Origin of the sequence: Chryseobacterium sp. P1-3 (assembly GCF_000738495.1) — a bacterium.
Lineage (GTDB): Bacteria > Bacteroidota > Bacteroidia > Flavobacteriales > Weeksellaceae > Chryseobacterium > Chryseobacterium gallinarum.
Window position 1 is genome coordinate 686,320 of sequence record NZ_JPEQ01000004.1, and the last position, 25,784, is coordinate 712,103.

24 protein-coding genes and 1 pseudogene are annotated in these 25,784 nt (G+C 37.9%); 7 read left to right on the top strand and 18 right to left on the bottom strand.

From position 1 onward, the window contains the following. Positions 1-857 precede the first annotated feature (857 nt). The 6 genes from HX13_RS22430 to HX13_RS05940 all read left to right on the top strand — a co-directional run bounded on the left by HX13_RS22430 (position 858) and on the right by HX13_RS05940 (position 8,244). Positions 858-1,010, top strand: coding sequence for a hypothetical protein (locus HX13_RS22430; protein WP_157837413.1), 153 nt, complete (start codon positions 858-860; stop codon positions 1,008-1,010). A 71-nt stretch (positions 1,011-1,081) separates the two neighbouring features. Then, the gene (locus tag HX13_RS05920) at positions 1,082-2,179 is read left to right on the top strand and encodes a hypothetical protein (protein WP_050020307.1); all 1,098 of its coding nucleotides are present in this window, start codon (positions 1,082-1,084) and stop codon (positions 2,177-2,179) included. Positions 2,180-2,856: 677 nt separating this feature from the next. After that, on the top strand, positions 2,857-3,453 hold the full coding sequence (locus HX13_RS05925) for a Crp/Fnr family transcriptional regulator (protein WP_050020308.1): 597 nt from the start codon (positions 2,857-2,859) through the stop codon (positions 3,451-3,453). 490 nt (positions 3,454-3,943) lie between these two features. Further along, complete coding sequence (locus HX13_RS25385) at positions 3,944-4,843, top strand: AMP-binding protein (RefSeq protein ID WP_050020309.1); 900 nt, start codon at positions 3,944-3,946, stop codon at positions 4,841-4,843. A 52-nt stretch (positions 4,844-4,895) separates the two neighbouring features. Beyond that, positions 4,896-7,007 (top strand): thioester reductase domain-containing protein, encoded by a 2,112-nt coding sequence (locus HX13_RS05935; RefSeq protein ID WP_050020310.1) that lies wholly within the window; start codon positions 4,896-4,898, stop codon positions 7,005-7,007. Positions 7,008-7,356: 349 nt separating this feature from the next. Beyond that, entirely contained in the window at positions 7,357-8,244 is an 888-nt protein-coding gene (locus HX13_RS05940) for a tetratricopeptide repeat protein (protein ID WP_050020311.1), read from the top strand. Between the two features lie 1,011 nt (positions 8,245-9,255). On the opposite strand, the gene HX13_RS23535 is transcribed toward HX13_RS05940, so the two are convergent. Next, positions 9,256-9,396, bottom strand: coding sequence for a hypothetical protein (locus HX13_RS23535; protein ID WP_157837414.1), 141 nt, complete (start codon positions 9,394-9,396; stop codon positions 9,256-9,258). 364 nt (positions 9,397-9,760) lie between these two features. Between HX13_RS23535 and HX13_RS05950 the strand changes: the two genes are divergently transcribed. After that, positions 9,761-10,717: an alpha/beta fold hydrolase gene (locus tag HX13_RS05950; RefSeq protein WP_050020314.1), complete on the top strand. Its 957-nt coding sequence runs from the start codon at positions 9,761-9,763 to the stop codon at positions 10,715-10,717. A gap of 464 nt (positions 10,718-11,181) precedes the next feature. Here the strand turns inward: HX13_RS05950 and HX13_RS05955 are convergent, their stop codons facing one another. The 17 genes and pseudogenes from HX13_RS05955 to HX13_RS06025 all read right to left on the bottom strand — a co-directional run bounded on the left by HX13_RS05955 (position 11,182) and on the right by HX13_RS06025 (position 25,566). Further along, positions 11,182-11,904, bottom strand: a complete 723-nt coding sequence (locus HX13_RS05955) for an alpha/beta hydrolase (protein WP_238555066.1) — start codon at positions 11,902-11,904, stop codon at positions 11,182-11,184. Positions 11,905-11,958: 54 nt separating this feature from the next. After that, positions 11,959-12,402: an organic hydroperoxide resistance protein gene (locus HX13_RS05960; RefSeq protein ID WP_284347466.1), complete on the bottom strand. Its 444-nt coding sequence runs from the start codon at positions 12,400-12,402 to the stop codon at positions 11,959-11,961. Positions 12,403-13,059: 657 nt separating this feature from the next. After that, entirely contained in the window at positions 13,060-13,485 is a 426-nt protein-coding gene (locus tag HX13_RS23540; protein WP_238555067.1) for a LytR/AlgR family response regulator transcription factor, read from the bottom strand. A gap of 4 nt (positions 13,486-13,489) precedes the next feature. Continuing rightward, positions 13,490-13,825, bottom strand: a complete 336-nt coding sequence (locus HX13_RS23545) for a LytR/AlgR family response regulator transcription factor (RefSeq protein ID WP_238555068.1) — start codon at positions 13,823-13,825, stop codon at positions 13,490-13,492. Then, positions 13,806-14,837 carry a sensor histidine kinase gene (locus HX13_RS05970; RefSeq protein ID WP_050020316.1) on the bottom strand — a complete coding sequence of 344 codons (1,032 nt, stop codon included), beginning with the start codon at positions 14,835-14,837 and terminating at the stop codon, positions 13,806-13,808. The genes HX13_RS23545 and HX13_RS05970 overlap by 20 nt, the downstream gene beginning before the upstream one ends. A gap of 123 nt (positions 14,838-14,960) precedes the next feature. Then, positions 14,961-15,314, bottom strand: coding sequence for a DoxX family protein (locus tag HX13_RS21910; protein ID WP_316931244.1), 354 nt, complete (start codon positions 15,312-15,314; stop codon positions 14,961-14,963). A gap of 71 nt (positions 15,315-15,385) precedes the next feature. Then, positions 15,386-16,420: an alpha/beta fold hydrolase gene (locus tag HX13_RS05980; RefSeq protein WP_050020318.1), complete on the bottom strand. Its 1,035-nt coding sequence runs from the start codon at positions 16,418-16,420 to the stop codon at positions 15,386-15,388. Positions 16,421-16,463: 43 nt separating this feature from the next. After that, positions 16,464-16,898 (bottom strand): hypothetical protein, encoded by a 435-nt coding sequence (locus tag HX13_RS05985; protein ID WP_050020319.1) that lies wholly within the window; start codon positions 16,896-16,898, stop codon positions 16,464-16,466. After that, a pseudogene (locus HX13_RS05990) lies at positions 16,864-17,896 on the bottom strand (heme-binding domain-containing protein). The gene HX13_RS05985 and the pseudogene HX13_RS05990 overlap by 35 nt, the downstream one beginning before the upstream one ends. 126 nt (positions 17,897-18,022) lie before the next feature. After that, positions 18,023-18,796, bottom strand: a complete 774-nt coding sequence (locus tag HX13_RS05995; RefSeq protein ID WP_128572212.1) for a DUF1223 domain-containing protein — start codon at positions 18,794-18,796, stop codon at positions 18,023-18,025. A gap of 56 nt (positions 18,797-18,852) precedes the next feature. Continuing rightward, positions 18,853-19,314: a protein-disulfide reductase DsbD domain-containing protein gene (locus tag HX13_RS06000; RefSeq protein WP_157837415.1), complete on the bottom strand. Its 462-nt coding sequence runs from the start codon at positions 19,312-19,314 to the stop codon at positions 18,853-18,855. A gap of 175 nt (positions 19,315-19,489) precedes the next feature. Continuing rightward, the gene (locus HX13_RS06005) at positions 19,490-20,782 is read right to left on the bottom strand and encodes an epoxide hydrolase family protein (RefSeq protein WP_050020322.1); all 1,293 of its coding nucleotides are present in this window, start codon (positions 20,780-20,782) and stop codon (positions 19,490-19,492) included. Positions 20,783-20,815: 33 nt separating this feature from the next. Beyond that, positions 20,816-21,091: a hypothetical protein gene (locus HX13_RS23555; protein WP_238555071.1), complete on the bottom strand. Its 276-nt coding sequence runs from the start codon at positions 21,089-21,091 to the stop codon at positions 20,816-20,818. A gap of 61 nt (positions 21,092-21,152) precedes the next feature. Then, positions 21,153-22,106, bottom strand: a complete 954-nt coding sequence (locus HX13_RS06010; protein ID WP_238555072.1) for an epoxide hydrolase family protein — start codon at positions 22,104-22,106, stop codon at positions 21,153-21,155. A gap of 372 nt (positions 22,107-22,478) precedes the next feature. Continuing rightward, positions 22,479-23,276 (bottom strand): SDR family NAD(P)-dependent oxidoreductase, encoded by a 798-nt coding sequence (locus tag HX13_RS06015; protein ID WP_050020324.1) that lies wholly within the window; start codon positions 23,274-23,276, stop codon positions 22,479-22,481. Positions 23,277-23,293: 17 nt separating this feature from the next. Beyond that, on the bottom strand, positions 23,294-24,118 hold the full coding sequence (locus tag HX13_RS06020) for a helix-turn-helix domain-containing protein (protein ID WP_050020325.1): 825 nt from the start codon (positions 24,116-24,118) through the stop codon (positions 23,294-23,296). A gap of 5 nt (positions 24,119-24,123) precedes the next feature. Beyond that, on the bottom strand, positions 24,124-25,566 hold the full coding sequence (locus HX13_RS06025) for an aldehyde dehydrogenase family protein (protein WP_238555073.1): 1,443 nt from the start codon (positions 25,564-25,566) through the stop codon (positions 24,124-24,126). Between the last annotated feature and the right edge of the window lie 218 nt (positions 25,567-25,784).

A 25,784-nucleotide genomic window follows, 5' to 3' on the forward strand; every position in this document is an offset into this window, starting at 1 on the left:
TCCATTTTGGAATGCCCCCAAAAAGTATCTAACTTTTTGGGGGCATTTTTCATATATAGAAGAGAAAATTTTAGCGTTGCTTCCGAATTGGAATGCATTGAGCTTTGCAAAAGTTATCATAGAAATATCTTTGCTACAGAAGTTCTTTAATTAAATCTGAATGAAATACAATTCGTGGGCTATAGATTGATGGATATCTTTTATTTTCTACGTCTACAACTTGTCACGGCACTCATCATCCTTCTCTGACTGAGCTTCGGCCGGAGCAAAATTAACTATTCGGCTTTGTATGAATTAAAGCTATCTTCTGATATGGGCTTCAGTCAATAAATTTGGACTAATAGTCTGTTAACTGCCTCTTTACTGCACTGCATTTACACGTTATTCAATTTTATATATCTGAAAATCAACATGAAATAAAATGAAGTATAAATGCAGTGCGCATATTTTTTTTGCAACATAAGTATGTTTGTGATTCAATTTCCTTTAAAATCAATTCAACTAGGAATATTTTAAACCAAATTGACAAATGAAAATTAGCTACATGAAAGTTTGTTTTATCATGAGAAAAATAATTCCGTTGCCGGGTAATACTTGTCTTTATGCTCTTATGTTTAAAAGAGGTAAGGTAGAATACGGAATATGCAACAGGACAGATGACCGGAACATCATTAAATTATACCCGAACTTACTGCATCAGCCCCTCAATTTATTTTAATAGTAGCAGTTCCCAATGGTTCTATTACACACTTGGTGAATAAAGGTATAATTCATAACACTTATGGATTATACCTATTTTAACCGATAAACCAACACTAATAAACACATTTTATATTTTTTAACTAAAACATTTAATTATGAAGAATTTTTTATTAACCACAGCTTTATTCTTTTCGTCAATGGCTTTTTCCCAAGTAGGAATAAATACGGCATCACCAAAATCTACATTGGATGTGAGCGCAAAAGAAATGCATCAGGAATTGCAGACAATACGCAGGTATATGGCTTAATACCGCCTCGCGTTACCAGGGCAGAGCTAACGGATAATACAGCCGTTTATAATGCAGATCAGACGGGGGCTATGATTTATATCAGTGATGTATCGGGAGGAGATACCAACCCACCTAGAAGCAATGTCAATACTGTAGGTTACTATTATTTTGACGGTACACTCTGGCAGAAAATATCAGTACCGTATACAGCAACCAATGGTGTAACGATGTCTGGTGATAATTTGAAATTGGGAGGAAGCCTTACGGAACCAACCAATATATCAGGTCTAACCGGTGTGAATAAACTTGCGATCACAGGAACCGGAATTGATGCTATTAATTTTGACAACAATACTTTAAGCATTGATGCATCTAATGACAGAGTTGGGATTGGAACTAATAATCCTACTGAAAAATTAGATGTTGCAGGTAACATTTCACTTAACACTAATCCGTCCGGTACAGCTTCGTCATTAAAGTTTTATGAAGATGCGGCAAACGGAGCTAATTCCATATCAATACAATCGCCTGCTAATCTTCCTGCGAATAGGACTCTGATTCTTCCTTCAAATGCACCGGCTAACGGATATGTCCTTACAACCAATGCTTCTGGGGTAACCCAATGGGGAGCAATGAACCCGGCCTCTGCAACCTTAGCCTCCATATCCCTAACGAATGAAGCATTAGGCTCTACTAACATCACAAATGGTGGAGTTGATGGCGGAAGTGTAAACCAGAGGTTTTTCCAAAAATTTGATACCACAGTCACCGACCCAAATGGCCGCTTTAATCTGAGTAACGGAACATACACAGTTGCACAGTCAGGTATTTATTTAATTTCTGCTTACATCATGCCCAATTCTACCCCAGCCAGAAATCTCACAGGCTTTTTCTATCCTGTAAACCTTGAAATAAGAAAGAACGCAGGTGGAAATCCTTCTGGGGGAACTATTATTATGGATAATGCTACAATAAGATGGGCAACACCTCAGCAACCAGCATTACGTTATTCTGTGGTTGTTACCGGAATGGTTTCCTTAAATGCAGGAGATACCCTTAATGCTGTAGTTTACCTTACCGGAACGAATGCTGCCGCCAGCGCAAGTAGTGGAATTTCATATCCTACCAGTTTTAACTACGCAAACTTTGCTGAATTTAAAGCATTGTTTAGTGTTACAGCATTATAGGAAAAAGCTTATAATCTTGTAAAATATATTTCATTAGGATTCATTATAGGACTGCTGACGTCAGTCATTACTAAGCTTCCATTTTGTAATCATTTATTTACAATATGACACGGTATATCATAGCTGATGTATATTTAAAGGTTTAACTAATAAATAACTATGGAAAAATAATTTGCACACCATATCAAGTTTATGTGGTTTAAATTCTTAAAATTAAATTGTAAAAGGTTTCATTTTAAAGAAAAGTACTTAGTGAAAATGAATTTTATAATTCTTGCTTAATTTGGCTTAAAAGAATAATCATAGACAAAGGTGCCTGTATAGCTCTCGTCAAGATCACAAATTTGCCAAATGGCGTCAACTAAAGACAGTTGGTGCCATTTATTTTATTTATTTTATTTTTGAGAAAGTGATTAAAAATATTGACTTTCTGTAACGGTAAATAGATCTTCAATTCCTTACTTGCTATCATTCATAAAATGTCTCAATGTTTTATTCCGGATTCGCTTTATTCTACAGATAAATAAAAATCATTGAAAGTTCGGAACAATCTGCCAAGATGAATTGCAGAGCCTTCTTTTTCATCACAAAAGACTTTTGTTTACTGGTTTTATGTTATCTTTAGAAAAGAATTGTGCCACATCTTGTTAAAAACTTTAATTCAAAAACTCAATATTATGATTATTGATCAAAATCTTTTGCAATTATACGGTGCAGAAACAACACAATTTAAACCCCATGAAACAATATTCCAAGAGGGGGAGATTCCGAAACGTTATTATCAAATAGTAAAAGGAAGAGTTAAATTAAATCACTATGACGAAGACGGGAAAGAGATTATTCAAAGTATTTTGTTTTCAGGACAGAGTGTTTGTGAATTACTTCTTTTCATAACCGAAAAATATCCTGTAAATGCAATAACATTAACTTCTTGTGAAATCATTACCATCACTAAAGTAAACTTTTTTAAATTACTTAATGACCATCCCAATGTTTCTCTTGACATCAACAAATTCATATCTGAAAGATTGTATCAAAAATTTGTTATGATGCAGCATAATTTATCATTGAGACCGGAGGTGAGGCTTTTGGGTATTCTTGATTACTTTAAAAGCTACAGTAATAACAAAGAAAAATACTCATTTGAGCTTTATTTAACGAGAAAACAGATGGCATCCATAACAGGTTTACGAATTGAAACTGTGATTAGAACTATTAAGAAAATGGAAAGCGATCATATATTGAAATTGATTAACAGTAAAATATTCTATTAAATACTATCTATGATTCCTATTGGACAGAGTAACCTTTCGAAGAAATAATTTATATACTATGAAATTCTAATTTTTATCTATTTATATCATAAAGTGAGTTCGGCCATGTTGCTCTATTTTAATTTACCGGCAATTATGGAAGTAGCTCAATTAGTACTCTAATATCGGATAAGATTAATTAACTTATTTAGATTATAAAGATTAAAATAAGTGTATCAGTTTTGTTGTTAGAGTGTTTTCTATTTTGCAATAAATTAAATTTATGATTAAGAAAATATAAAAATATAATATAGTATGATTTAAAGCATATCATTTAAATCGTACTTACAATATATTTGCTGTATATTAATTATAGATAAGTGATACTGTCTCTTAACAATCCACTTTACGATTCTTCTACCGTCCTAATTTAGGACGAAAGATGATAGTATGTCTAAACTCCCATTGATAAAATATCCAAAAATATTTTTAGTAACCAAAAACTTAAAAAATGAAACATCAAATCAATCAAGAAAATCTTACTACTGATTTTCTCATTCAGAACAATCAGCTTAAAAATGTAATTTCAATTTTTAAAGCTATAAGCAAATCTATTCCTGACAAAACGGCTATAATATCTGAGACCGAAAGTATTTCTTACGGTGAGTTGGACAGACGCTCTGACCTTTTAGCCTCTTACTTGCATACTCTGGAACTGAAGGCAGGAACTTCTGTAGCTGTATGCATGCCACAATCTGTAGACCGGATTATATCCTTTTTGGCCGTACTTAAAATAGGTGCAGCATATATTCCTCTTGATGGACAGCTGCCCGAAAACAGAATGAAAATGATGCTTGATGATTCTCATACAGAGCTGATTATCACAGGTAGTACTTATATCGATAAGTTTGCCGGAATGGATCTTAAGCTCCTCACTATGGGCAACCATGTGTATGAGACTTCGGAGGACAATAAGCAGATCATACAACCTGATGAGATAGATCCTATGCAGACGGCATATATTATCTATACTTCAGGCAGCACCGGAGTGCCAAAAGGTGTTGAAATCCATCATGAAGCATTTTATACTTTTGTGCATTCGTTTACAAAGCTGTGGGGATTCTCAGCGAAAGACAGAACACTTCAGTTTAGTTCAACCGGATTTGATGTTTCAATCATCGATATCTGGATTCCTTTATTTAGCGGAGCCACTATATTTTTATATCCGGATAACAAAATAGTAGGAAAACCATTATTGGATTTTATTGTTGATCATAATATTGATGTTGTACCTTATCTTCCTCCGGCTGTATTGAGTACTCTTCCGACAGATACTCCTATTGGCTGCCTTCATACATTATCAATAGCCGGAGAAGTTCCTTCTGAACAGACCGTAAAAAAACTGGTGTAATCGTGTACGTCTTATTAATGTATATGGACCAACAGAAACAACAGTAAGTGTTGTGAGCCATCAGTTTAAAGATGATGATACAAATCCCCATATAATTGGCAAGCCGTTGGAAAGCGCAGATATACATATACTTAATAAAGATCTTGAGTATGTAAATAGTGGGATCACAGGTGAAATTTATATTGGTGGTAAGCAAGTGGCTAAAGGGTATATAAATAAACCTAATGAGACGGCAGAAGTCTTTATTGAAGCTCCGGAATGGATGAAATCAAAATATGGATCTGATTATCGGCTTTACAAATCCGGAGACCGCGGATTTTGGAGGCAGGACGGTAATATAGAGTTTGTCGGAAGGCTTGACGATCAGGTGAAACTAAGAGGATTTAGAATTGAATTAAAAGAAATTGAGCATCATATATCACAGCTGGCGCAAGTTGCCAATGTAGCTGTAAAAGTTCATCGTCCACAGACGGGATTACCCATACTTATAGCATTTTTAGAATTGTATGATAATGACAAAGAACGGATTTCACTGGAAGATATCCGTGTGAGGTTAAAACAAAGTTTACCTACGTATATGCTTCCTGAAAAAATTATCTTATATGATAAGCTTCCTTTGACATTGACAGGAAAAATTGACAAAAGCAAGCTGCATATCCCATTACAGAAGACGGAAAGAAAAGCAAAAGCAAAAGTTGAGGCACGGGATCTTAAACAAGAATTGACTGAAATATGGTTGGATTTGCTGAATCTTGAGCATATAGATGAAAATGATAACTTTTTTGATCTTGGAGGACATTCTTTAATGTTAGCTCAGCTGCATGAGCGTTTGCCTTTAAACGTTCAGAAAAAAGTTTCGCTTCCAGAATTATATCGTTATCCTACAATCAGTCTTTTTGTAAGAGAGGCAGAAAACAGATTGTCTCAAAATGAAGCCAGCCAGCAGCAAAAAGCCCGACTTGTAGAGCAGCAGCTATTAAAAGATGCAGAGCTACCCTTCGATTTTGAAATAACGGTACAGCCTGATCCACAGATTTTAGCTAACCCTTCTCATATTTTTCTTACAGGAGTTACAGGTTTTGTTGGTTCACACTTATTGGAAGAGCTTATTCCAAAAAACCCTGAAGCCCTGATCTATTGTCTTGTGCGTGCTGAAAATGAAGAGTTAGCTTTAGAACGGATTAAAAGTACATTCTTAAAATTCAAATTGGTTTGGAAGATTGAATACGAAAATAGAATAAAGATTATTTTAGGAGATCTGACCGAGCCTAAATTGGGCCTTGATGAAAGTACATATGAAAAACTTCTCAAAGACATTGAGGTTATTTATCATATGGCAAGCGATGTAAGTTACGTAAAACCATATGAATATATTAAAAAGCCTAATGTTGATGGTATGGCTAATATACTTCATCTTGCTGTTAACGAAAAAACTAAATTTTTGATCATTTCTTCTTCAATGGGTGTGTATAGCTGGGGAAGGAGCTTTACAGGGAAAACCTGGATGACAGAAGATGAACCTATAGAGCAGAATCTGCCTGCAGTTTGCCGCGATATGGGGTATATCCGAAGTAAATGGGTAATGGAAAGTATGGCCTCAAAAGCGCGTGAAAAAGGGCTGCCTCTGATCAATTTCCGTTTAGGTTTTGTTGTATGTCATGGAAAAACTGGTGCAACACCTTTAAATCAATGGTGGAGTTCTCTGATGCGTTCATGTATTGAACTGAAAGCATTTCCATTGGTAATGGGGCTGAAAGACGAAGTAGTAACAGTTGATTATGTTTGTAAAGCGATGGTGCATATCAGCCGGAAACCAGAAGCTGTAGGATTAAATTTCAATCTGAACCCGCTGCCGGAGCATGATTTATCTCTTACTGATTTCTGCGTCCGGATAAGTGATTATTGTGGATTGGAAATGCGAGGTTTGGATTTCCAGAATTGGTTTGAGCAATGGAGGAGAAATCAAGAGCTGCCAATCTACTCTTTGCTTTATTTGTTTACCGATGATGTACATGAAGGCAAGTCCCTCGTTGAGGCATATGAAAATACCTATTATTTTAAAAGCAGCAATACAGAATACTTTTTAAAAGACACAGATATCAGGCCTGCGGTTTTTAATAAAAATGTGATTGAAGCTTATCTCAGGTTTATGAAAATGATTTAATGTTTTCAAAAAAGATGGCTATTACATATTTTCTGTAATAGCCGCCTTTTCAATAGTAATAAATGTAAAAATAAAGTCAAAGCTAATGTGCTTTAACATCTTGATTTAGCTACTAATATTTAGTAATACATACTAAAGTTAAACTATGAACATCAAATATTTTTTTTGAAAAAGCAGCTATTTGTCTGCTTCTTTTTTTTAGGGGTGCTGAGCAGTGGCAGATCTGCAATATGGGGAATTGATAGCCTACGGAAGGAGATACATAATAAATGGCGGTACGAAGGGGATTTTAACAATATCATTTTAGCAGAAAAAAAAACTGATCATCAAATGTAAAAAACTGGGTTATGTGCCAGGTGAAATAAAAGGGTATATCAATATTGCCCATGCACTCAGCGGTATCAATAGAAACAAGGAAAGCCTACAATTTCTGGATTTCGCGCGAAAAAAGCTCTCGAAATATGATGACGCAGAACTTGAAGCTCATATGAATCATGTATATGGAATAAACTACTTTTCACTCGGGCTTCATAAAAGAGCATTGCAAAGGTTTAATAAAGCTTTGGAAGCTGCCAAAAGAATTTCAAATGAAAAAGAAAAGCAGAGCGTGCAATACTCTGTTTATGATTGGAAACGTTCTTGTTTTGGGTTTTTAGGGTTGGTAGATTCGGTTTACAGTAATGAAAAAAAATGTATGAAGTCACCAATGCCGATGCTTTACATAACCATTGCAAATAGGCATTTCAAAAACGGGAATATTGATTCTGCGGAATATTATATCAATAAGGCTAACCAATTATTATTGATAAAAAATATTCCTGTAGAAGGAAAAGCTAATGTACTAAGAGCTTATGGAAAGCTGAATATAGAAAAAAAAGAATATAGTAAATCTTTGCAGTATTTGCTTGAATCATTGGCTATTACTCAGAGGTCAGGGTTCAGAAAAAGAACTTTAGAAACGTATAAGCTTTTGGCAACAGCGTATAAGCATCTCAATAATATGCAAAAAGAAAACGAATATCTAATGAAATATTCTCGGTTAAACGACAGTTTGAGAGAAAATGAAAGGGTGGCTTTAAATACATCTGTAGAAGATATATTGACAAGTCAGGAAGAGATTTTTGCAGCAAGCAGCCAGAATTTCTATTATGGTTTTGCCGGTATTATATTAGTGAGTACAGTCATCATTTTAGTCATTAATAATGTTCATAAAGTAAGATATAAAAAAGCAAGATAAAATGTTAAGCGAAAAAAAAACTTGAAACTGACATTCTCCGAAGAAAACTTGAAAATCTTTATGAAGAAGTCGTTCAGCTTGCTATAAAATCAGACCCGTCTTTTATTCATAAATTCAGGGAAGCTTATTCAGACTTTTACAATAATTTGACAAAAGAAAATCCCGCTCTTACTGCAAATGATATTCTTTTCTGTGCTTATATAAAATTAAATTTTTCCAATAAAGAGATTGCAGAGTATGCACATCTTTCGATAAGAACTGTAGAATCAAAAAAAGTACCGTTTAAAGAAAAAAACTTGGTATATCTTCAGAATCTGATTTTAATAAATGGATCACAAAATATTGATATTCCGTTCATGAAATTTTATAATATATTGCTGTTATCAATGGTATATTTAAAGGGCGCAAATGCAATATAAATGCAGTGTAAATGATAGAAGGGCTTTAACATCTTCCACGGAATGTGAAGAGTAAAAAAGGGGGGCGGTTAATGTGAATCGCTCCTTGCGGATATATCAACAAAAGTCGTGACGACGGTAAAAGTATTTTGTCATAAAAGAACCGGAGCCTTCGAATCTTATCCGGGCATTAATGAGATTTCCAAATGACTTATTCACGCTGAAGTACCAATGTTTCGGGGAATCTTTTAATGCCAAATCAAAAACTTCAGAATTCAGCTTAGATGTAAAAGATAAGTCGTTTTTCTATTTAGGTTGGCTAAGCTTTTTGCCTAGTCGCCCAGATTTTGCGCTTGATCCCTAAAAGTTTGATATAGAGATTTTTATGCACAAAAAAAAAGAGAGACAACTATTTAATAGTTGTCTCCTTAAGTGAACTTGCTGGTTGGAACATCGAACCAATTTTTTAAAGATCTAGAATGTATTTTAAGTGTATTTAGTTGGTAATTAATATTTTATAAAGTTTTGTTTTGGTTTGAATCCTGTTGAGTTGTTTTAGAGTTTTCCCAACAACTGATTACGATATTGAGTCTGAGTACAGCCGGTACTACGTTTAAAAAAAATGATAAAGGCTCTGACTGTCTGCAAATCCTAAATTATCAGCGATATACGTAATGGTTTTATTTGTATCAGCAAGAAGTGTCATAGTGGCAATATTATTTAATTTTGGGATTGGGCTTAGTATTCCTTTCATTGGTTATATTTACCTTCTGTAATACAATGATATTTTTTTAAAAATGGAGAGAAAGCTATCGCAACTTGTATCGGCCTTAACCGTTACGAATCGGATGTTGAAGTATTTGCGCCCGTCCTCATTTTTCATACAAAAGATAACCAGTTAATAACTTATGAAAATTAGCATGATGCTACATTTACAGTTAGTTTAAATTAACTGCCATGATTCTGCTTATAAACCTTGTGTTAGGGGGTTCAATATTTTCTTTAACATCTGGAATGTCCAATCCAGGTGCTAGTATGTCCTGTTTAACTATTTTGTCCTTATTTAACTTGTGTGATTGATCTAAGTTTGCTTTATAATCATTCTTAAAAAGATAATAATGAAAACAATTAGAAAATTTACAATCGCAGGTGCATTATGTGCATCCCTATTTTCCGCTGTAACAATTTCATGTAGTGATGACAACGAATTTCCGACAGAACAGTCGTCGTCGCCAGTAAATCATAACAATGCAAAAACTAACTTTATCAGCGTGAAAGGAGTAGAGTTTGCTTATCGCAGCTGGGGTAAGGAAGGAGGAATACCTTTAGTGTTATTGCCAGGAACTGGTGGTTCTATGGACGACTGGGATCCCGCGGTGACCAATGGACTCGCAAAACAATATAAAATAATCATTTTTGATAACAAGGGAGTAGCTTCATCCAAAGGGACAACTCCTAATTCTGTCCAAGCAATGGCTAATGACGCTATTGATTTTATCAAAGCAATGAACCTTGGAAGAGTAAATATCATGGGATTCTCAATGGGAGGATTTGTTGCCCAAAGAATTGTGTTAACAGAGCCAGCGATAGTTAATAAGATTATTTTGGCCGATAGTGGACCTAAAGGAGCAATCGGTCTTGCCAATCTTCCAAATATTGTTGCAGGAACTGCTGGACTTAGCGCAGAAGAATCCTACTTAAAATTCGGATTTACTGATTCGCAAACAAGCATTGCGGCAGGAAAAGCGTCGTTTGCCCGTGTATATCTACGTGCTGTTGATCGAGATCCCGCACTAAGTGATGCTACTTCAACCGCTCAATTTACTGCAGTACTAGCATGGGCGCAACCTGATGCAAATGCACTTGAGGAAATTAAAACCATTAAAAAACCTGTTCTAATCGTTCATGGCGATAAGGATCTTCCAATTTCTGTACAAAATGCATATAGTATGAAACAAAATTTAGGGAACGCTATATTAGTTGAGTTCTCAGATTCTGGACATGCGGCTTTTTATCAGAATCATGAAGCATTTATAACAAAAGCACTCGCATTTTTTAGCTCAATAACATACTAAATATCAAAAAGCTTTAATTCCGGGGCAGATCAACACTAAAGTTGATCTGCCCATTTTTATTTAAATAATACCCGGGAATATAATTTTTTAAGTAGAGAACTGTTTAAGGTTGAATGGGAAAAAAGGAAAAGTATCTTTTCGAATTAAAAGCAAACATCATTTTGTAATGACCTTACCATTTAGACTTCCTTGAGCTGATCTATTTATAATATCGTGAAGATTTTCAAATTTATAGAAGACATTTTAATGCCTAGTGGAAATGATCGATGAGAAGTTTATGAATGGTTTTCTATTGACGGTCATTGCTGAGGTAAATTGCTTGTGATTATTATATGCTGGCTATAGATAAAACATTAATGCAAAAATGCCCGATAAAACTACCGGGCATTCTTACTGAAATAATTTACCTAAACTTATTTCAAAATGGATAAAATTAAACTATTGGATCAGGGATAAAACACAGCTTATTTGGAGGCTGATATAATCACGTTAGCGACTTCCTGCGGGCGGGAAATGAACACGGCATGGCTCGCTCCCTCAATCTCGGTGATCTTCGTACCTGACCTTTTGTACATATTTCTTAATATAATAGGATTGATGCTCTTATCCGCCGTTGGAACAATTGCGAATGTCGGTTTTGTATGCCAGTCTGCAGCTGTTACTGCTGTGGTAAATGATGAGGCAAGGATCGGTTTTTGGGCATGTGCCATAAAAGTTGCTTGTTCATGGCTAAGATCAGCGGCGAATCCTGCATGGAATTTTTCTATATCGTAATAAGCAAATCCTTCATTATCCGGAGGTAAAATACCAGCTTCCGGAAGCCCCGGTTGGGACGAATACCATTTATCTGTTGTTTCTCCTTTATCAGGTTGAAATGCAGTTACGTAAACTAGAGAAGCAACATTGGCATGTGAACTTGATTCCGTAATTACTGTACCGCCCCATGAATGGCCTACAAGTACAGCCGGTCCATCAAGTTTATCCAATATTCTACGTACAGTTGCATTATCATCTTTTAGTGAAGTCAATGGAATCTGGGCAATTGCTACATTGTAGCCATTTTTTGAAAGGATATCATAAACGCCTCTCCATCCTGATCCATCAACAAAAGCACCATGTACAAGGACGATGTTTTTAATTTTGGTATTGGTGTTCTTTTTCTGAGCTTGTGCATTACCTAAGCCCAAAAATATAGTTACTAAAAGTAAAGTTGCAAAGTGGATTTTTTTAAGCATGACTGTTTAGATTAGAGTTGTTGAAATATTGATGTTTCCTTTTATTGCTTTGGAATAAGGACAGGTTTGGTGTGCAAGTTCAATAAGCTGTTCGGCGATTTCTTTGTCAATTCCTGGAAGACCGACAGATAATCTGGCTTGCAGAAGAAATGCATCACCTGTCATTCCCAAGTCGACTTCAGCATCGACGAATGCATCTTTTGGTAGTATTGCACCAAGTTTTTTTGCTGCTAAACCAAGAGCTCCAATATAGCAGGCCGACCAACCTGCGGCAAAAAGTTGTTCAGGATTAGTTCCTTTTCCATTGGATCCAGGAGCGGAGAGTATTATATCCAATTTTTCGTCACTACTTTTAGCTTTCCCTTCTCTACCTCCAACCGTATGGGTTTTTGCTGTGTAGAGTACTTTTTCGATGTTACTCATTTTCTTATTTATTTTATTGTTTGACATTTATTTTTTTGTTTTTTTGATGTGTTTTAACTTAATTAATAGTACAAAGAGACTATAAAATTTCCTGTCAAAATAGTGTAAAGTACCCTAGATGGACATAATAATGGTTAAAGTGGACAAATAAAATAATGAAATGGACAATGAGGATTCGCAGCAATACCATATATCTTATTGCAAAAATATTTAGCTATCTTTATGCCTTGATAAACTATATTTTTAACACCGGATTGGATCAATTGTGTAGTATCAATAAATTCTTGGCGGATATTTTGATGACGTTAAGCAGCAAGTTTTAGGTTAACAGGCTGCTGAAAAGTGAATTGATAAAGATCGTGTGTACTGCGCAGGCAATTTCTGGCGATGAATAAATAATCAAAACCTAACAGGACATCATCGCCTGTTAGGTTTGAGAATTGTATTTTTTAATAGGATACCTTTTGATGAAAAACTTTATCGTTGGATATCTCCAATAAGGAGCCTTTGTCATCTTTTATCGATTTGGTCAAAACTTTAATTTTCCTGATGCCAAAGTCGTTTTGCTTATCAAGATTAATTATATCGGAACTTTATAGCAGATAAAAAGCACGTAAATGGGAAGCTGTATCCGTTCATTGCTGTATAAAATATGCCGTTTCTTATCCCATTTACGTACCTGGTTTAGCGGTCTTCTAACCAATTCAGGAACATGGCGGTTTTATCTTTGCCGATCAAAAGTTTTTCTTCTGTTGGAACGGTTAGTTTTACAAAAAGCTTTCTTCCAAAATAATGCTCAACTTCCTTTACGGCAGAAAAATTGATGAGGTACTGTCTGTTGAGCCTAAAAAACTGTTTATCGGAAAGGATGCTTCCCAAATGATCCAAAGATTGGTTCATATCATATTGTTCGCCTTTAAAGGTTACAAGGGAAGGGGAGGTATAATTGATATAAATATAAGCGATATCATCCGTTTTGACTGTAAGGTATTTGTTGTTTTTAAAAACCAGGAAACTCGTTTTCTTACTTTCTTGATCATTGATCCGACTGATTATATCTACAAGATCATTGGCAGAGGCTTTCTGGAAAATATTTCTAAAATTATGCACTTTCTCAAAAGCATTTTTTTAAATCATCTTCCGAAAATGGTTTGAGCAGATAATCAATCCCGTTTTCTTTAATTGCTTCCATGGCGTATTCACCGAAGGCTGTGCAAAAAATTACTGGACATACGATTTTGACGGCTTTAAAGATGTCAAAGCTAATACCATCGGAAAGCTGGATATCCATAAAGATCAGCTCTGGCGATGGGTTATTGGACAAATAGTCTATAGCGCCCTCGACACTTTGGATCTTTGCCAGAATCCGGGAACCTGGCTGCAAATGCAATATCAGATTTTCAAGTGAACGAGCAGCTTTAATTTCGTCTTCAATTATTAGGATGTTCATATAATATAGGAAGTTTTATGGTGAATTTTTCGTCAGTTGCCGTGATGATAATATTTTTCTGGCTAAGATGGAGGTACCGTTGATTGATATTTTTGAGCCCTAGTCCGGTGGAAGGTTCTGGAATTTTCCTTTCCTGCAGATTATTCTCAATGACCAAATAGTCTTCTTCCTGATAGATCGCAATGTAAAGCGGTTTCTCCAACGAAACAATATTATGTTTGATGCAGTTTTCTACTAATAGCTGCAGGGTAAAAGGCGGAATGTAAGTGTCATGGCTATCACTTCCAAGATTTTGTGTCACAAAAAGGCCTTCTTCAAAACGGGCTTTCAATAGATATACGTACGATTCCATAATGGCCAGTTCTTCTTTTAATGTTAGCACTTTAAGCTTTAGACTTCCAAGAGTAAATCTGTAGAAGTCAGCAAGTTTTATGATAAATTCCGAAGATTGCTCATCATGGCTCTCTACCATATATTTTAGGGTGTTGAGACTATTAAAAAGAAAATGGGGATTTACCTGTTGTTTTAAAAGCTCATATTGTGCTTCAAGATTTGCAGCCATCGAACGTTCTAGTTCCCTTACGTATTGTTGGTTAAGATAAGTCTGGTATAATATATGGATAAACATATAAAATGTTAGGTTGATCAATATACCTCTTACCTCGTACATCAATATTTGGGGGCCGAAATTTAGGTGAGATAAAATGTAGTATTGAATGGAAGAAAGGAAAAACATCAGTATTAAACCCACTCCCAATCCCCTGAACAGCTGACCTGATAGTACTTTTTTACTGCCTGTTTTCTTTGTATAAGCAGGTATCGAATAGATATTATAATACCAGATCAATAATGCAAAACCGGATGTTACAGCGAAATCGGCTATACCTTCGGCCACAACAAAGTGATGGTCTACAATTTTAGGGATTGAGGTTAATATTCCCAATGAAATTGAACTAATCCATATCAGGCGACCTGAAATTTCAAAAGGTATTTGCTTTTTGGGTTTAAACATTTTAATGAAGGTTATTTTCTGTTTGAAGTTATGCTTTTTATGGGTTATTTAAATCAAAACGCATAAAAAATGATTTTTTAATCTTGAGAGAAATTTTCAGTGTAATCAATAAAGTGGAGTTTGTTAAACGCGTAGTATGTAGTGGCCAGGACTATAAATGCGATTATCGCATCGATTGTAGAAGGTAAGCCAAGCAGAACAATCTTTGAGAAGAAAGCGAAAAGTGATGTCAAAAAACATCCCTGCGAAGATCCATTCCTTTATTCTATTGAAACGATGTGGAATAAGGAAAATGATACTGCCTACAATTTTAAATATACCTAGTATATAAATGAAATGTGGAGGATATCCAAGTTGTAGAGTAATATTCCAGACCACCGGATTCCTTGTGAGTTCAAAGAAACCACTTGCGGCGAACCATAATGACATAAAGATGCGTCCGCCAAGATAAATTTTTGTGTAAGTTGAATGTTGCATGATCAATTATTTTTTGCGTTTTAAGCGTGTTATTAAAATTATTTTATAATGTTATGATGAATAATCGTTGTTTACTGTGCCATCAGGTCAGCTTCGATAATCGCGTCGGCGAAAGCCTCTGGTGCTTCCTGTGGCAGGTTATGGCCAATACCACCGTTTAAAGTATGATGCTTATACTTACCTTTATATTTTGATGCATAACTTGCTGGCGGCGGAAAGGCTGCCCCATTTGCATCACCTTCAAGGGTTACCGTAGGAACAATAATATCCGGAGCTTTGGCAAGCTTTTCTTCAAGTTCGTCGTATTGTTTTTCGCCTTTGGCCAATCCCAATCGCCAACGGTAATTATGGATGACTATATCCGTATGATCAGGGTTATCGAATGATTTTGACGAACGTTTATAGGTCTGGTCATCAAAGTTCCATTTTGGTGAAGCTGTTTTCCAGATCAGTTTATTGAATTCCTGTGTATTTGCTTTGTAGCCTTTATAGCCCCGTTCAGTGGCGAAATAATATTGATACCACCATAAAAATTCGGCATTTGGTGGAAGCGGGTTTTCGTTCGCTTTGGGGCTACCAATAAGATATCCACTTACAGCGACCAATGCCGAACAACGTTCAGGCCACAATGCAGCGATAATATCTGCGGTTCTGGCCCCCCAGTCGAACCCACCGATAATCGCCTTTTCAATTTTCAGTGCATCCATAAATTTGATGATATCAAGTGCGACCGCAGACTGTTGCCCGTTTCGCATGGTTTTGTCAGAAAGGAACGTCGTGGTTCCATACCCCCGAAGATAAGGTACCAGTACACGGTATCCCTTTTTGGCAAGGATAGCGGAGGACTGTTCAAAGCTGTGGATGTCGTATGGCCATCCATGAAGAAGGATAACCGGCTTACCTTTACTTGGTCCGATTTCAGCATATCCTACGTTTAGAAGCCCCGCTTGTATAGTTTTAGTCTGCTGAAAATTGATCGTATCTTCTGTTTCGCTCTTTTTCTCATTAACCGACGTTTGTGCATTTAACCTGGAGATTCCAGTACCCATTATCATGATGATGGAAAATGTGAGCATCTTTATCATTGTATTTAGTTGGATTTTCATTATTTCAATATTTAAGTTGATTTAAAATTTTAAGGTCGGAGAATTATTGAGGTAATTTTATGGGCTGGTATTCAAGGATGGAACTCATACGTTGCTTGCTGGATTCATTAGAAGAAACCTTTCCGAATTCGATTCCATATTTGAGATTTCCCATTTGATCGGTTTTAACGGTCTCGACACTTAACAACTCACCATTGACCTTACTTCCAAAATAATTTGGGTCATCCTGCATTTTATAAGTCACGAGCTTAAGATCTACTCCTATGATTCCTTTTTTTGTTTCCAGTGCTGAAATTCCCTTTTGATTGCCGTAAAGCGCAGACATGGTCTGTAAGTTTGGATTAAAGGAAGATGAAATAAACTTCAAGCTTCCCGGATCAAACATAAAGCGGATTTTTCCAGTTTCTTTTTCGGGATTTTTGGCACATGAGCCAAAAATTAAACTAGTTAATAGAAGTATGGATAAGACTTTTTTCATTTTGAGCGGTTTTTAAATAGTGTTCAATTAATTTTCTGGAATTTACTTTTGGCGGTACATTGAAAAGAAAGCCTGTCGATTCCGCTAGCTGCCTGTGGCAACTGATACAGGACTGTTGCGCGAACAATGCTGTTTTTCCTGTTGGTTTCAATTTCTGTCCATTGAATTTTGCAAATCCCCAGCCTTCAGTTTCCGTATATTCTTTCCCGTCTTTGACCATGTATTGCATGTTCACGAAGTCACCTGGTACAATTTCACCGTTCGCTTTTTTTTGTCTGCTTGAAAACTGCCTTTGCTACTGCGCTTCCATCTGGCCAAGGATGAAAATTTTCTTCCTGAATCGCTTGTACAGCGATGTCATTTCCGTAGATTACCCGTATGCTATTGTCAATGAGTGTACTCATGCCAATCACTTTCCAATTTTTGAATTCGGCATTGTAGCTGATCCCATTAGGAGAAACTGGAACTGCAGCTTGTATGGCAGTGGTCAAAGTCTCCACTTTACGACCAGCTTCCGCAGGGCTCGTATGTACAGGAATAAAACTGTCTTTTTCTGAAAGAGACAAAGCAAACTGCTTAATGGTCTCAATCTCATTTTGTGAGAGTTTAGCTCCCGTGTGTGTCATGGCATAGGAGGGAAGAGGCATTTTTTGGGCACGAACCATATTGAATATTGCGTAGAATTTCCCCTTTTGCTCAGCTGCGGATAATTTGTCCCATTCCGAAAAATTCATTACTTCCCGGGCTCTCCTGATATCTTTGTTGACGATCCATGAAATCGGAGCGAGCTTATCTAAGAAAGTGAGATGCTGAGCATTTGAATGACAGTCATAGCAGGAACGTTCTAAAATCCGAGTGACCTCTTTCGGTACATTTTTTATAGGTCCGGTTACCGGTCTTTGTTCGATCGGCGCATTGAAAAACTGTAAGGCTATAAAAGCTGCTAAGATACAGAGGAATACAATGGGTAATATTCTTATTTGTTTTACGTGTTTCATGATATTTTCTCTTTTGTTTCGATAAAATTATAGTAAACAATGCCCGCCGAAAAGATCAAAGACGTTGAACCGGACATATTGAAAGTTGAATAAAGAATTTTTGGTTTTGAGCAGGACAGGGTTTCCTTATAAGCTTACGCTGGTTGCATCAATGATTTCTCCAGAGTTTTGGTTCTGTTCAAAAGCGATAATTTCCCAATCTTCTTTGGTATCCGGAAGTTTGAATGAGAAGCTGCCATTGGCTTGAAGTGTTCGGCTTTGCAAGTCCCGTACAATTTGTACATGTGATAGCGCTTTTCCCGCGTTTTCACCTGCTGACACCTGCGAGGAGGCTTTCTTTTGAACTAGTGCCATGAGAATTGTTGAGTTTTTCGATGCTGATTTCGAGGTGTAGCTGATCTGAATAGATTTACCTTCGGATTTTTCTATTTTTACAATCAGGTTTTCCGCATGGGTCTCCAGCATTGCCGATTGAATGCTGCGTAATACTTTGGTGGATTCGGAGCCAACTGTTTCTGTCTTGCCATTGATTATCATCTGGGGCGTGTATAAGGTCTCTAGGTTCATCCACGTTGTATATTGTTTCTGTCTTTCTGTGAACCTGGCTTTGCTAAAACGGTCTTTCCATCCCTGATGATCCCAATAATCTACATGGTAGGCCAGAATAAAAAGTTTCTTGTTTTCGTTATCCTTTTCGAGCTTAGCGATCAGTTCGTCTGCCGCAGGGCAGCTCCAGCAACCTTCGGAAGTAAACAGTTCGACGACGGCGAAGCTTTTACCCGAATTTTTTGCTTTGATGTTTTCTAATTTCTGGTCATCTGCAAATCCTTTGAAAGCCATAATCAATGTGATGATCAAAGGAAGACTTAAGACGTATAATATTTCTTTTATCGATTTCATGCTATTGATTTTTATTTTATTGATAAAAAGATGAATTAAGGATTTTGATACGATAATTATAAACTGAAGATTTTGAGGGCAAAACCGAAATCTTGAGGCGGGATGCAGATTTCATCGCTGCATTGCATAAACTGAATTGTCCCCCTGATGGTGCCATTCTTTCCTTTTATTTTGATTCTTTGACTAAACTCAACATCGTTCTCAAAATAGGTTACAGGAATACCCAATACTTTTTCGAACTTTCGGAGTGGTGTAGGTTGGGTCACTTTCCCTACCAGTTCATAAGATTTACCATGCTGGAATTTAAAGTTCATTTTAATGGGGCTTTGGGGACTATTGCCCAGCGCATACATATGCCACCCTTGGGGTATTTTTGCTTTCATTGAAATTTCCCCTTCGTCAGGGGATTTTCTTTTGAGAATACATTCCCATGTAACCTGACCATTGGAAGTCTGGCCTTTGGAATAACCGCAGAACATCATTAGGACTGTGATCATTAAAATTGCTAGCTTGTTCATTTTTCTTATTTTTTTGTTAAAAACTGTTGTTTTGTTATGCAAATAGATCGTAAATAACAGGTTCATAACAGTAGAATGTGGTTAGAATGGACTTTTTTCCCATTGAAGCCGGCACTTATGGGCATCGAAGATCTTGGGGAATGCGATAAAAAAGTCCACTTTTTCAAAACCCTAATTATAGATCTGATCTTAAAGCTTTGAAGGCATTTCTCATTTCTTTTGTAAAGAGTTCCGGTTGCTCCCAAGCAGCGAAATGTCCGCCCTTTTCCAATTTATTGAAGTAGATCAGGTTCGGATAGGCGCGTTGGGCCCAGGTTTTTGGAACAGCATAGATTTCATCGGGGAAAGCACTTACCGCTACCGGAATCTTTAATCCCCTTGGATCAAAAAATCCAGCTGTGGACCCTTGGGATGCCTCCCAGTACAGACGCGCTGAAGATATTCCGGTATTTGTAAACCAATACAAGGATATATTGTCAAGAATGTCATCCTTGGACAGTCCTTCCTGCTGACCTGCAAATACACGTGTAATCAATTTTTGGCTCCGGTCGTCATGGTCAAGCATCCAGGCTGCTAGTCCGATCGGTGAATCATCAATTGCATAAAGGGTTTGAGGGCGTAGACTCATTTCATTGGCGTAGCCCAAACCTTTTTTATAGAAAAAGTCCAGTTGTGTGAACGCATTCTTTTCATCTGGACTTAAATCCGTAGGTATAACACCTTTTGCCAAGGCCTGCGATATCTCACTTGGTACTGTGGCTGCCATATTGGTATGAATTCCAAGTAATGATTTGGGAGCAATAAGTGCCATATTTTCGGAGATTGCATTTCCCCAGTCACCACCTTGAGCAACATACTTGTTATAACCCAGTCTGCCCATTAGTGTGATCCATGCTTTGGCCACCCGTACAGGGTTCCAGCCAAGTTCTGTGGGTTTTCCCGAAAAACCATGCCCGGGAATGGACGGAATTACAACATCGAAAGCATCTTCTTTTTTTCCTCCGAATTTCTCCGGATTGGTAAGCGGTTCAATAATCTTTAATTGCTCGATAACCGATCCTGGCCAGCCATGGGTAATAATTATTGGAAGTGCATTTTTATTCTTTGAGCGGACATGAATAAAATGAATATCCACTCCGTCAATATTTGTAGTGAACTGCGGGTAAGAATTTAGTTTTGATTCTATTTTTCGCCAGTCATATTTTGTCAACCAATAGTCCGCAAGTGACTTCATGGTAGTAAGTTCGACTCCTTGTGTTTCGTTATTGACAAGTTCCTTATCCGGCCACTTTGTATTCCGTAGTCGTGCTTTCAGATCCGTGATCTTTGCATCCGGTATTCGGATGTGAAATGGACGAATGCTCTGATCTGGCTGAACGGTATTATTAGAGGCAATTTGTGCGTAGGTAGGTACAGTTCCTAATACAAACATCGCTAAAAATGTGGCTGTTATTATGATCTTTTTCATTGTTGGAATTTTATAAAGGATTAAACTATATTATTACCTAAGGGATTTGAATGCAGCTCTAAGTTCTTCAGTAAAAATCTGAGGTTGCTCCCATGCCGCAAAGTGTCCTCCTTTTTTCGCTTTATGATAATAATATAGGGTGGGATAAGCGGCTTTTGACCAGCTTTCAGGTGCCTGGTAGATTTCATGTGGGAATACGGAAATAGCCACAGGAACTTTTATAGTCTTTGTTTTTTGATGATCTGAACTGAAATTATTGTTATTGTTTTCCCAATAGAACCGTGACGAGGAAGCACCGGTATTCGTCAACCAATACAAGGTAATATCATCTAGTATTGCATCTCTAGGGATTACTTTTTCTGGTTGTAGGTCACTTTCTGTCCATTCTGCAATTTTTTTCGTACAAGAATGCCGCAAGTGCACTTGGAGAATCAGACAGAAGATAACCTGTTGTCTGTGGTCTTGTAACCATCATTCCACCATAAGCTGCATTTCTTCCAAAGAATGTACTTAGAGAATTATATGCTTTAGCTTCGTCTTCTGAAAGTCCGATAGGAGTAGGGTCACCAGCGTTAATCGGTTTTACCAATTCAGCGGGAATTGTTGCGGGCATCGTAAGGTGTATTCCAAGAAGCCCGGCTGGAGCCTGTCGCGCCAGCGCATCGGAGATCACTGAACCATGATCACCACCTTCCGATACATATTTTGTGTAGCCAAGGCGTTTTACCAATACATCCCAAGCTTTGGCAACGCGGTCTGGATTCCAACCTGTTTCTTTGGGAATTTCTGAAAAGCCATATCCTGGGATTGCGGGGATAATCACATCGAATGCATCTTCCGCTTTTCCACCATATTTTACAGGGTCAGTCAGCGGGCCAATGGCATCTATGAATTCTAGCGGTGATCCTGGCCAACCGTGGGTAAGGATTACCGGAAGTGCATTGGATTCTTTTGAGCGGACATGAATGAACTGGATATCCAAACCGTCAATTTTTGTTATGTATTGCGGAAGAGCATTTAATTTTTTTTCAAGTTTTCTCCAGTCATATCCTTTCCCCCAATAGGCTACCAGTTCTTTCAACTGTGCTAATTGAATGCCCTGAGATTCATCATTCACAGTTTCTTTATCGGGAAAGCGAGTTTCTGCGATACGTCTTTTAAGCTCATCAAGCTTTGACTGTGGAATGTTGATCTTAAAAGGACGAATGCTGGTGTCTGTTTTTGAAACAGTATTGGTTGTTTTGTTGATTTGAGCACTGGCAATTGTAGGTATACTTAGAGAGAATGCAGCTGCTAAAAGAAGTGTTGTAAGTTTTGTTTTCATTGTTTCTTGTTTTAAATTTTTGTTCTGATTTCCTTTTTGTTGAGACAAATGTAGACCAGGCCAAAGGCTATAGAAAGAAACAATCGGTTGAAGCGGACATATTAGCTGTCGAGTTGGTTATTTTAATCCGCGAACAAGATGATGCTATAGCTGATCGTTTTGAATAATATATCTGTAAATTGCGTATAAATTAGACAAATATTCGAACAGGTGGTAACTGTGGTGTTTGCAGCACATCTTCGATGAAAAGGTGAGGAAGATCTTAGATTGGTCTACAGAGCAGATGCAGTTATAGTAAATATGAAAACAAAAAGTTTCAAAAACAGAAAAACAGCGGTAAATAAACCGCTGTTTCACTTTGTTGGTCTGATTTTATAAACAACGGATTGTCCCTCCGTCGACCCGTAGTACAGAACCGCTGATATAGTCAGCAAAACGACTACAGAGGTAGACAACGGCACCCGCAATTTCTTCAGGTGCACCAAACCTACCGGTATCATTGGGGATAAGCTCCTGAACTGCTTTGTACTTAATCTCTTCCATATCCGTTCCCCAGCCAAATTTAGGTGCTGCCTGCTCGAGCCATTGCTCTACCATTGGATTGATGATAGCTCCGGGAGATACGATATTAGAGGTAATACCCGTCTCTTTAAGCTGCCTAGCGAGCGATACAGACATATTATGCCGCGCAGCAAGGGTAGCATTATAATGTGGCTGTTCCTTTATGGGCTGTATAGCCAGTCCACCACCGATATGTATTAACCTGCCCCAACCAAGCTCCTTCATCTGTGGAACGATGCGTTGTATCATCCGTACATATGAAACCACATTAGTATTGTACAGCGCTAACCAGTCTTCCGAACTTGCTTCGCCCCATGATTTGTGGGAAGTAACTCCGGCATTATTAACCAGTATATCCACCGGTCCGGAGGAGAGTGCCGCTACAGCTACAGCATCGGCGCCTTCATCTGTCGCAAGGTCTCCGATCGCTACTGTGGCAGATCCACCGGAAGCGTTAATCTCTGCAGCTACATCATTGGCCCGTTTAAGGTTACGCCCATGTATGATTACCATGGCGCCCTCACTTGCGAGCATTTTGGCAATAGCTTCGCCCAATCCGGAACTAGATCCGGTTACCAGGGCACGTTTACCCTTTAATTGTATGTCCATTTTAATTGATTTTTATGTTATGAATGTTTTTTATTTGGCGCATAACCAAATTCTTTTTTGTAGGCAAAGGAAAAGTGGGAGAGATCCTCGAAACCCAGATCCAAGTATACATCGGATGGCTTCTCTTTTTGCTGTTCGATCAGGAAGCGGGCTGTATCCAGACGCTTCCGCAACAACCATCTGCCCGGGCTGGTATTAAACTGCTTTTCAAAATCACGTTTAAAACCGGAAAGGCTGCGACCCGTAAGAAAAGCAAAACGTTCCATTGGTACATTGTAGCGGTAATGGCTGTTCATAAAAGCTTCGAGGTCGATCTTACCCGGTTCATTAAAATCAAACAACACATTTTTAAATGCCGGATTATGCTGAATAAGCAGTAAAACAAGTTCTCTAGCCTTAAGCGCCACAATGCGGTCATCCATTTGCTGCTGCAAATAGGGAACCAAGGAATCTACAAAACCTTTCAGCAATGCCCCCGAGTGGATCAGCAGTGCAGCATGGGGATCAATTATGCTGTCGGTTTTCAGTCCGTACTGCTCGCTCATTTCCTTTAAGGTGCACTGATCGATATGCACTGCTATAGATCTGAAACTTCCATCGGTGGTACTTTTTACGTATTTGGTCAGCTGATTGCGTCGAAAAAAGCGGAAGTCACCTTCCCGATAAGAGTGTTTTTGATCAGCAAGCCAGACATCCTGCTTACCCTGGAGAATATAACTGAAGATATGATCTGCTACAAAAGCTTCGCCTTCAATCGTGTTCCCGGAATACGTATTTAGTACTATTCTGGGGCCTGTAGCGGCATCTTTTGCTTTTTTGGAAATATCATTTTTGCATTCCATAACGATTAGCTTATAATTACTTTTGGTTCTAATTGTTCCTCGAGGCCATATAGGCCACCTTCTCGGCCCAAGCCAGATTGTTTAAATCCGCCGAATGGAGCCAATGCATCGTGATAGATCGTATTGATCGAAACCCTTCCTGCATTGATCTGTGCAGCCACTCGTTGCGCCCGCTCCATGTCTGAACTGCTTACATAAGCATGCAGTCCATATATGGTATCGTTGGCAATGGCAATGGCTTCTTCTTCAGTTTTGTAGGTAATAACAGATAATACAGGCCCGAAAATTTCTTCCTGCGCAATTGTCATTTCATTACTTACACCTGTAAATATAGTGGGTTTGACGTAAAATCCGTTCTCTAGTCCTTCCGGCTTGCCCAGACCGCCAACTAAAAGTTCCGCGCCCTCGTTGATACCCAGCCTGATATAATGTTGTATCCGGTCAAACTGTTTCTGACTGGCCATTGGCCCAATGACCGTCTGCCCATCTCTTGGATTACCAACTTTTTGTGTAGCCATCGTTTTAAGCAAGATATCTTTAACCTCTTGCAGTTTAGCTTCCGGCACCAGCAGTCGTGTACCAGCAATACAAGCCTGACCACTATTCATAAAGGCCGCATTTATCGCCATCGGTATTGCAGTATCGAAATCCGCATCATCGAGAATAATATTCGGTGATTTTCCACTGAGTTCCAGCGTGACGCGTTTCATGGTGTCCACTGCATTACGCGCAATGATCTTGCCAACCACTGTAGAACCTGTGAACAGAATTTTGGCCACAGCAGGGTGGGTAGACAATACCGTGCCCAAAATGTCTCCGCGTCCATGCACCATATTGATTACGCCAGCTGGAAGTCCAGCTCGGTCGAAGCACTCTGCCAAAACCTGCGACTGCATCGCACTCATTTCACTGGGTTTGATCACTACGGTACAGCCAGCTGCTATCGCAGCAGCCAGCTTCACACATATGGAACCTGAATTGGCATTCCAGGCCGTCATGATTCCAGTTACACCAACTGGCACCATAGAAACTACTGATTGGCCTATGCGGCGTTCGAAAGAAAAATCCTTAAGGATTTCCTTGAAGTAGAGGAAGGTCTCTGCGGCATACTGGTTTGACCAGCGAGACCGTTGTATCGTTGCACCATACTCTGTAGTGGTTACTTCCTGCAGATCGTCGAGCCGCTCCATTAGCGCATCATGTAATTGCTGTAGGTAATCCATGCGCTGTACTCTGCTTGTCTGTGAAAAAGAAGGTAAAGCTGCTGATGCAGCAACTATTGCAGCCTCCATATCTTGCTCATTACCCAATAAGACATGGCCGATGAGGCTTTCATCCGAAGGATTAATGATATCCATTTTCTCACTACCTGTCGAAGGCCGAAATTGACCATCGACATAATGTTGGTTAATTATTTTCATTTTATTGTCTTTTAAAACTTCGCTCAATTGCATCGTTATTATTGACACAAAATTACATCGATGCTGTCCTTTAGGGTTTGTTAGAAAGTCCAGATTACTTTGTTGAAAGGCTCAAGTATAATGATTTGGAAGAGTTTTGTTATTAAGAGGAGCGGGACGATCAGACTTGATAGAATGAAGCTACTACCATCAAGAAACATATTGTATGAAAGATATTGATTATAAAACAGGAGATCTCTCTTTGG

What these genes read in the sequence shown, in the direction of transcription:
- HX13_RS06000 (WP_157837415.1), bottom strand. Translation starts at nt 19,314, where the DNA reads ATGAACAAGCTAGCAATTTTAATGATCACAGTCCTAATGATGTTCTGC.
- HX13_RS21910 (WP_316931244.1), bottom strand. Translation starts at nt 15,314, where the DNA reads ATGCAACATTCAACTTACACAAAAATTTATCTTGGCGGACGCATCTTT.
- HX13_RS05970 (WP_050020316.1), bottom strand. Translation starts at nt 14,837, where the DNA reads ATGTTTAAACCCAAAAAGCAAATACCTTTTGAAATTTCAGGTCGCCTG.
- HX13_RS05920 (WP_050020307.1), top strand. Translation starts at nt 1,082, where the DNA reads ATGATTTATATCAGTGATGTATCGGGAGGAGATACCAACCCACCTAGA.
- HX13_RS06015 (WP_050020324.1), bottom strand. Translation starts at nt 23,276, where the DNA reads ATGGACATACAATTAAAGGGTAAACGTGCCCTGGTAACCGGATCTAGT.
- HX13_RS05995 (WP_128572212.1), bottom strand. Translation starts at nt 18,796, where the DNA reads ATGAAATCGATAAAAGAAATATTATACGTCTTAAGTCTTCCTTTGATC.
- HX13_RS06010 (WP_238555072.1), bottom strand. Translation starts at nt 22,106, where the DNA reads ATGAAAACAAAACTTACAACACTTCTTTTAGCAGCTGCATTCTCTCTA.
- HX13_RS23545 (WP_238555068.1), bottom strand. Translation starts at nt 13,825, where the DNA reads ATGAACATCCTAATAATTGAAGACGAAATTAAAGCTGCTCGTTCACTT.
- HX13_RS05925 (WP_050020308.1), top strand. Translation starts at nt 2,857, where the DNA reads ATGATTATTGATCAAAATCTTTTGCAATTATACGGTGCAGAAACAACA.
- HX13_RS25385 (WP_050020309.1), top strand. Translation starts at nt 3,944, where the DNA reads ATGAAACATCAAATCAATCAAGAAAATCTTACTACTGATTTTCTCATT.
- HX13_RS06020 (WP_050020325.1), bottom strand. Translation starts at nt 24,118, where the DNA reads ATGGAATGCAAAAATGATATTTCCAAAAAAGCAAAAGATGCCGCTACA.
- HX13_RS06005 (WP_050020322.1), bottom strand. Translation starts at nt 20,782, where the DNA reads ATGAAAAAGATCATAATAACAGCCACATTTTTAGCGATGTTTGTATTA.
- HX13_RS05950 (WP_050020314.1), top strand. Translation starts at nt 9,761, where the DNA reads ATGAAAACAATTAGAAAATTTACAATCGCAGGTGCATTATGTGCATCC.
- HX13_RS05960 (WP_284347466.1), bottom strand. Translation starts at nt 12,402, where the DNA reads ATGTCAAACAATAAAATAAATAAGAAAATGAGTAACATCGAAAAAGTA.
- HX13_RS22430 (WP_157837413.1), top strand. Translation starts at nt 858, where the DNA reads ATGAAGAATTTTTTATTAACCACAGCTTTATTCTTTTCGTCAATGGCT.
- HX13_RS05980 (WP_050020318.1), bottom strand. Translation starts at nt 16,420, where the DNA reads ATGAAAATCCAACTAAATACAATGATAAAGATGCTCACATTTTCCATC.
- HX13_RS05985 (WP_050020319.1), bottom strand. Translation starts at nt 16,898, where the DNA reads ATGAAAAAAGTCTTATCCATACTTCTATTAACTAGTTTAATTTTTGGC.
- HX13_RS23535 (WP_157837414.1), bottom strand. Translation starts at nt 9,396, where the DNA reads ATGAAAGGAATACTAAGCCCAATCCCAAAATTAAATAATATTGCCACT.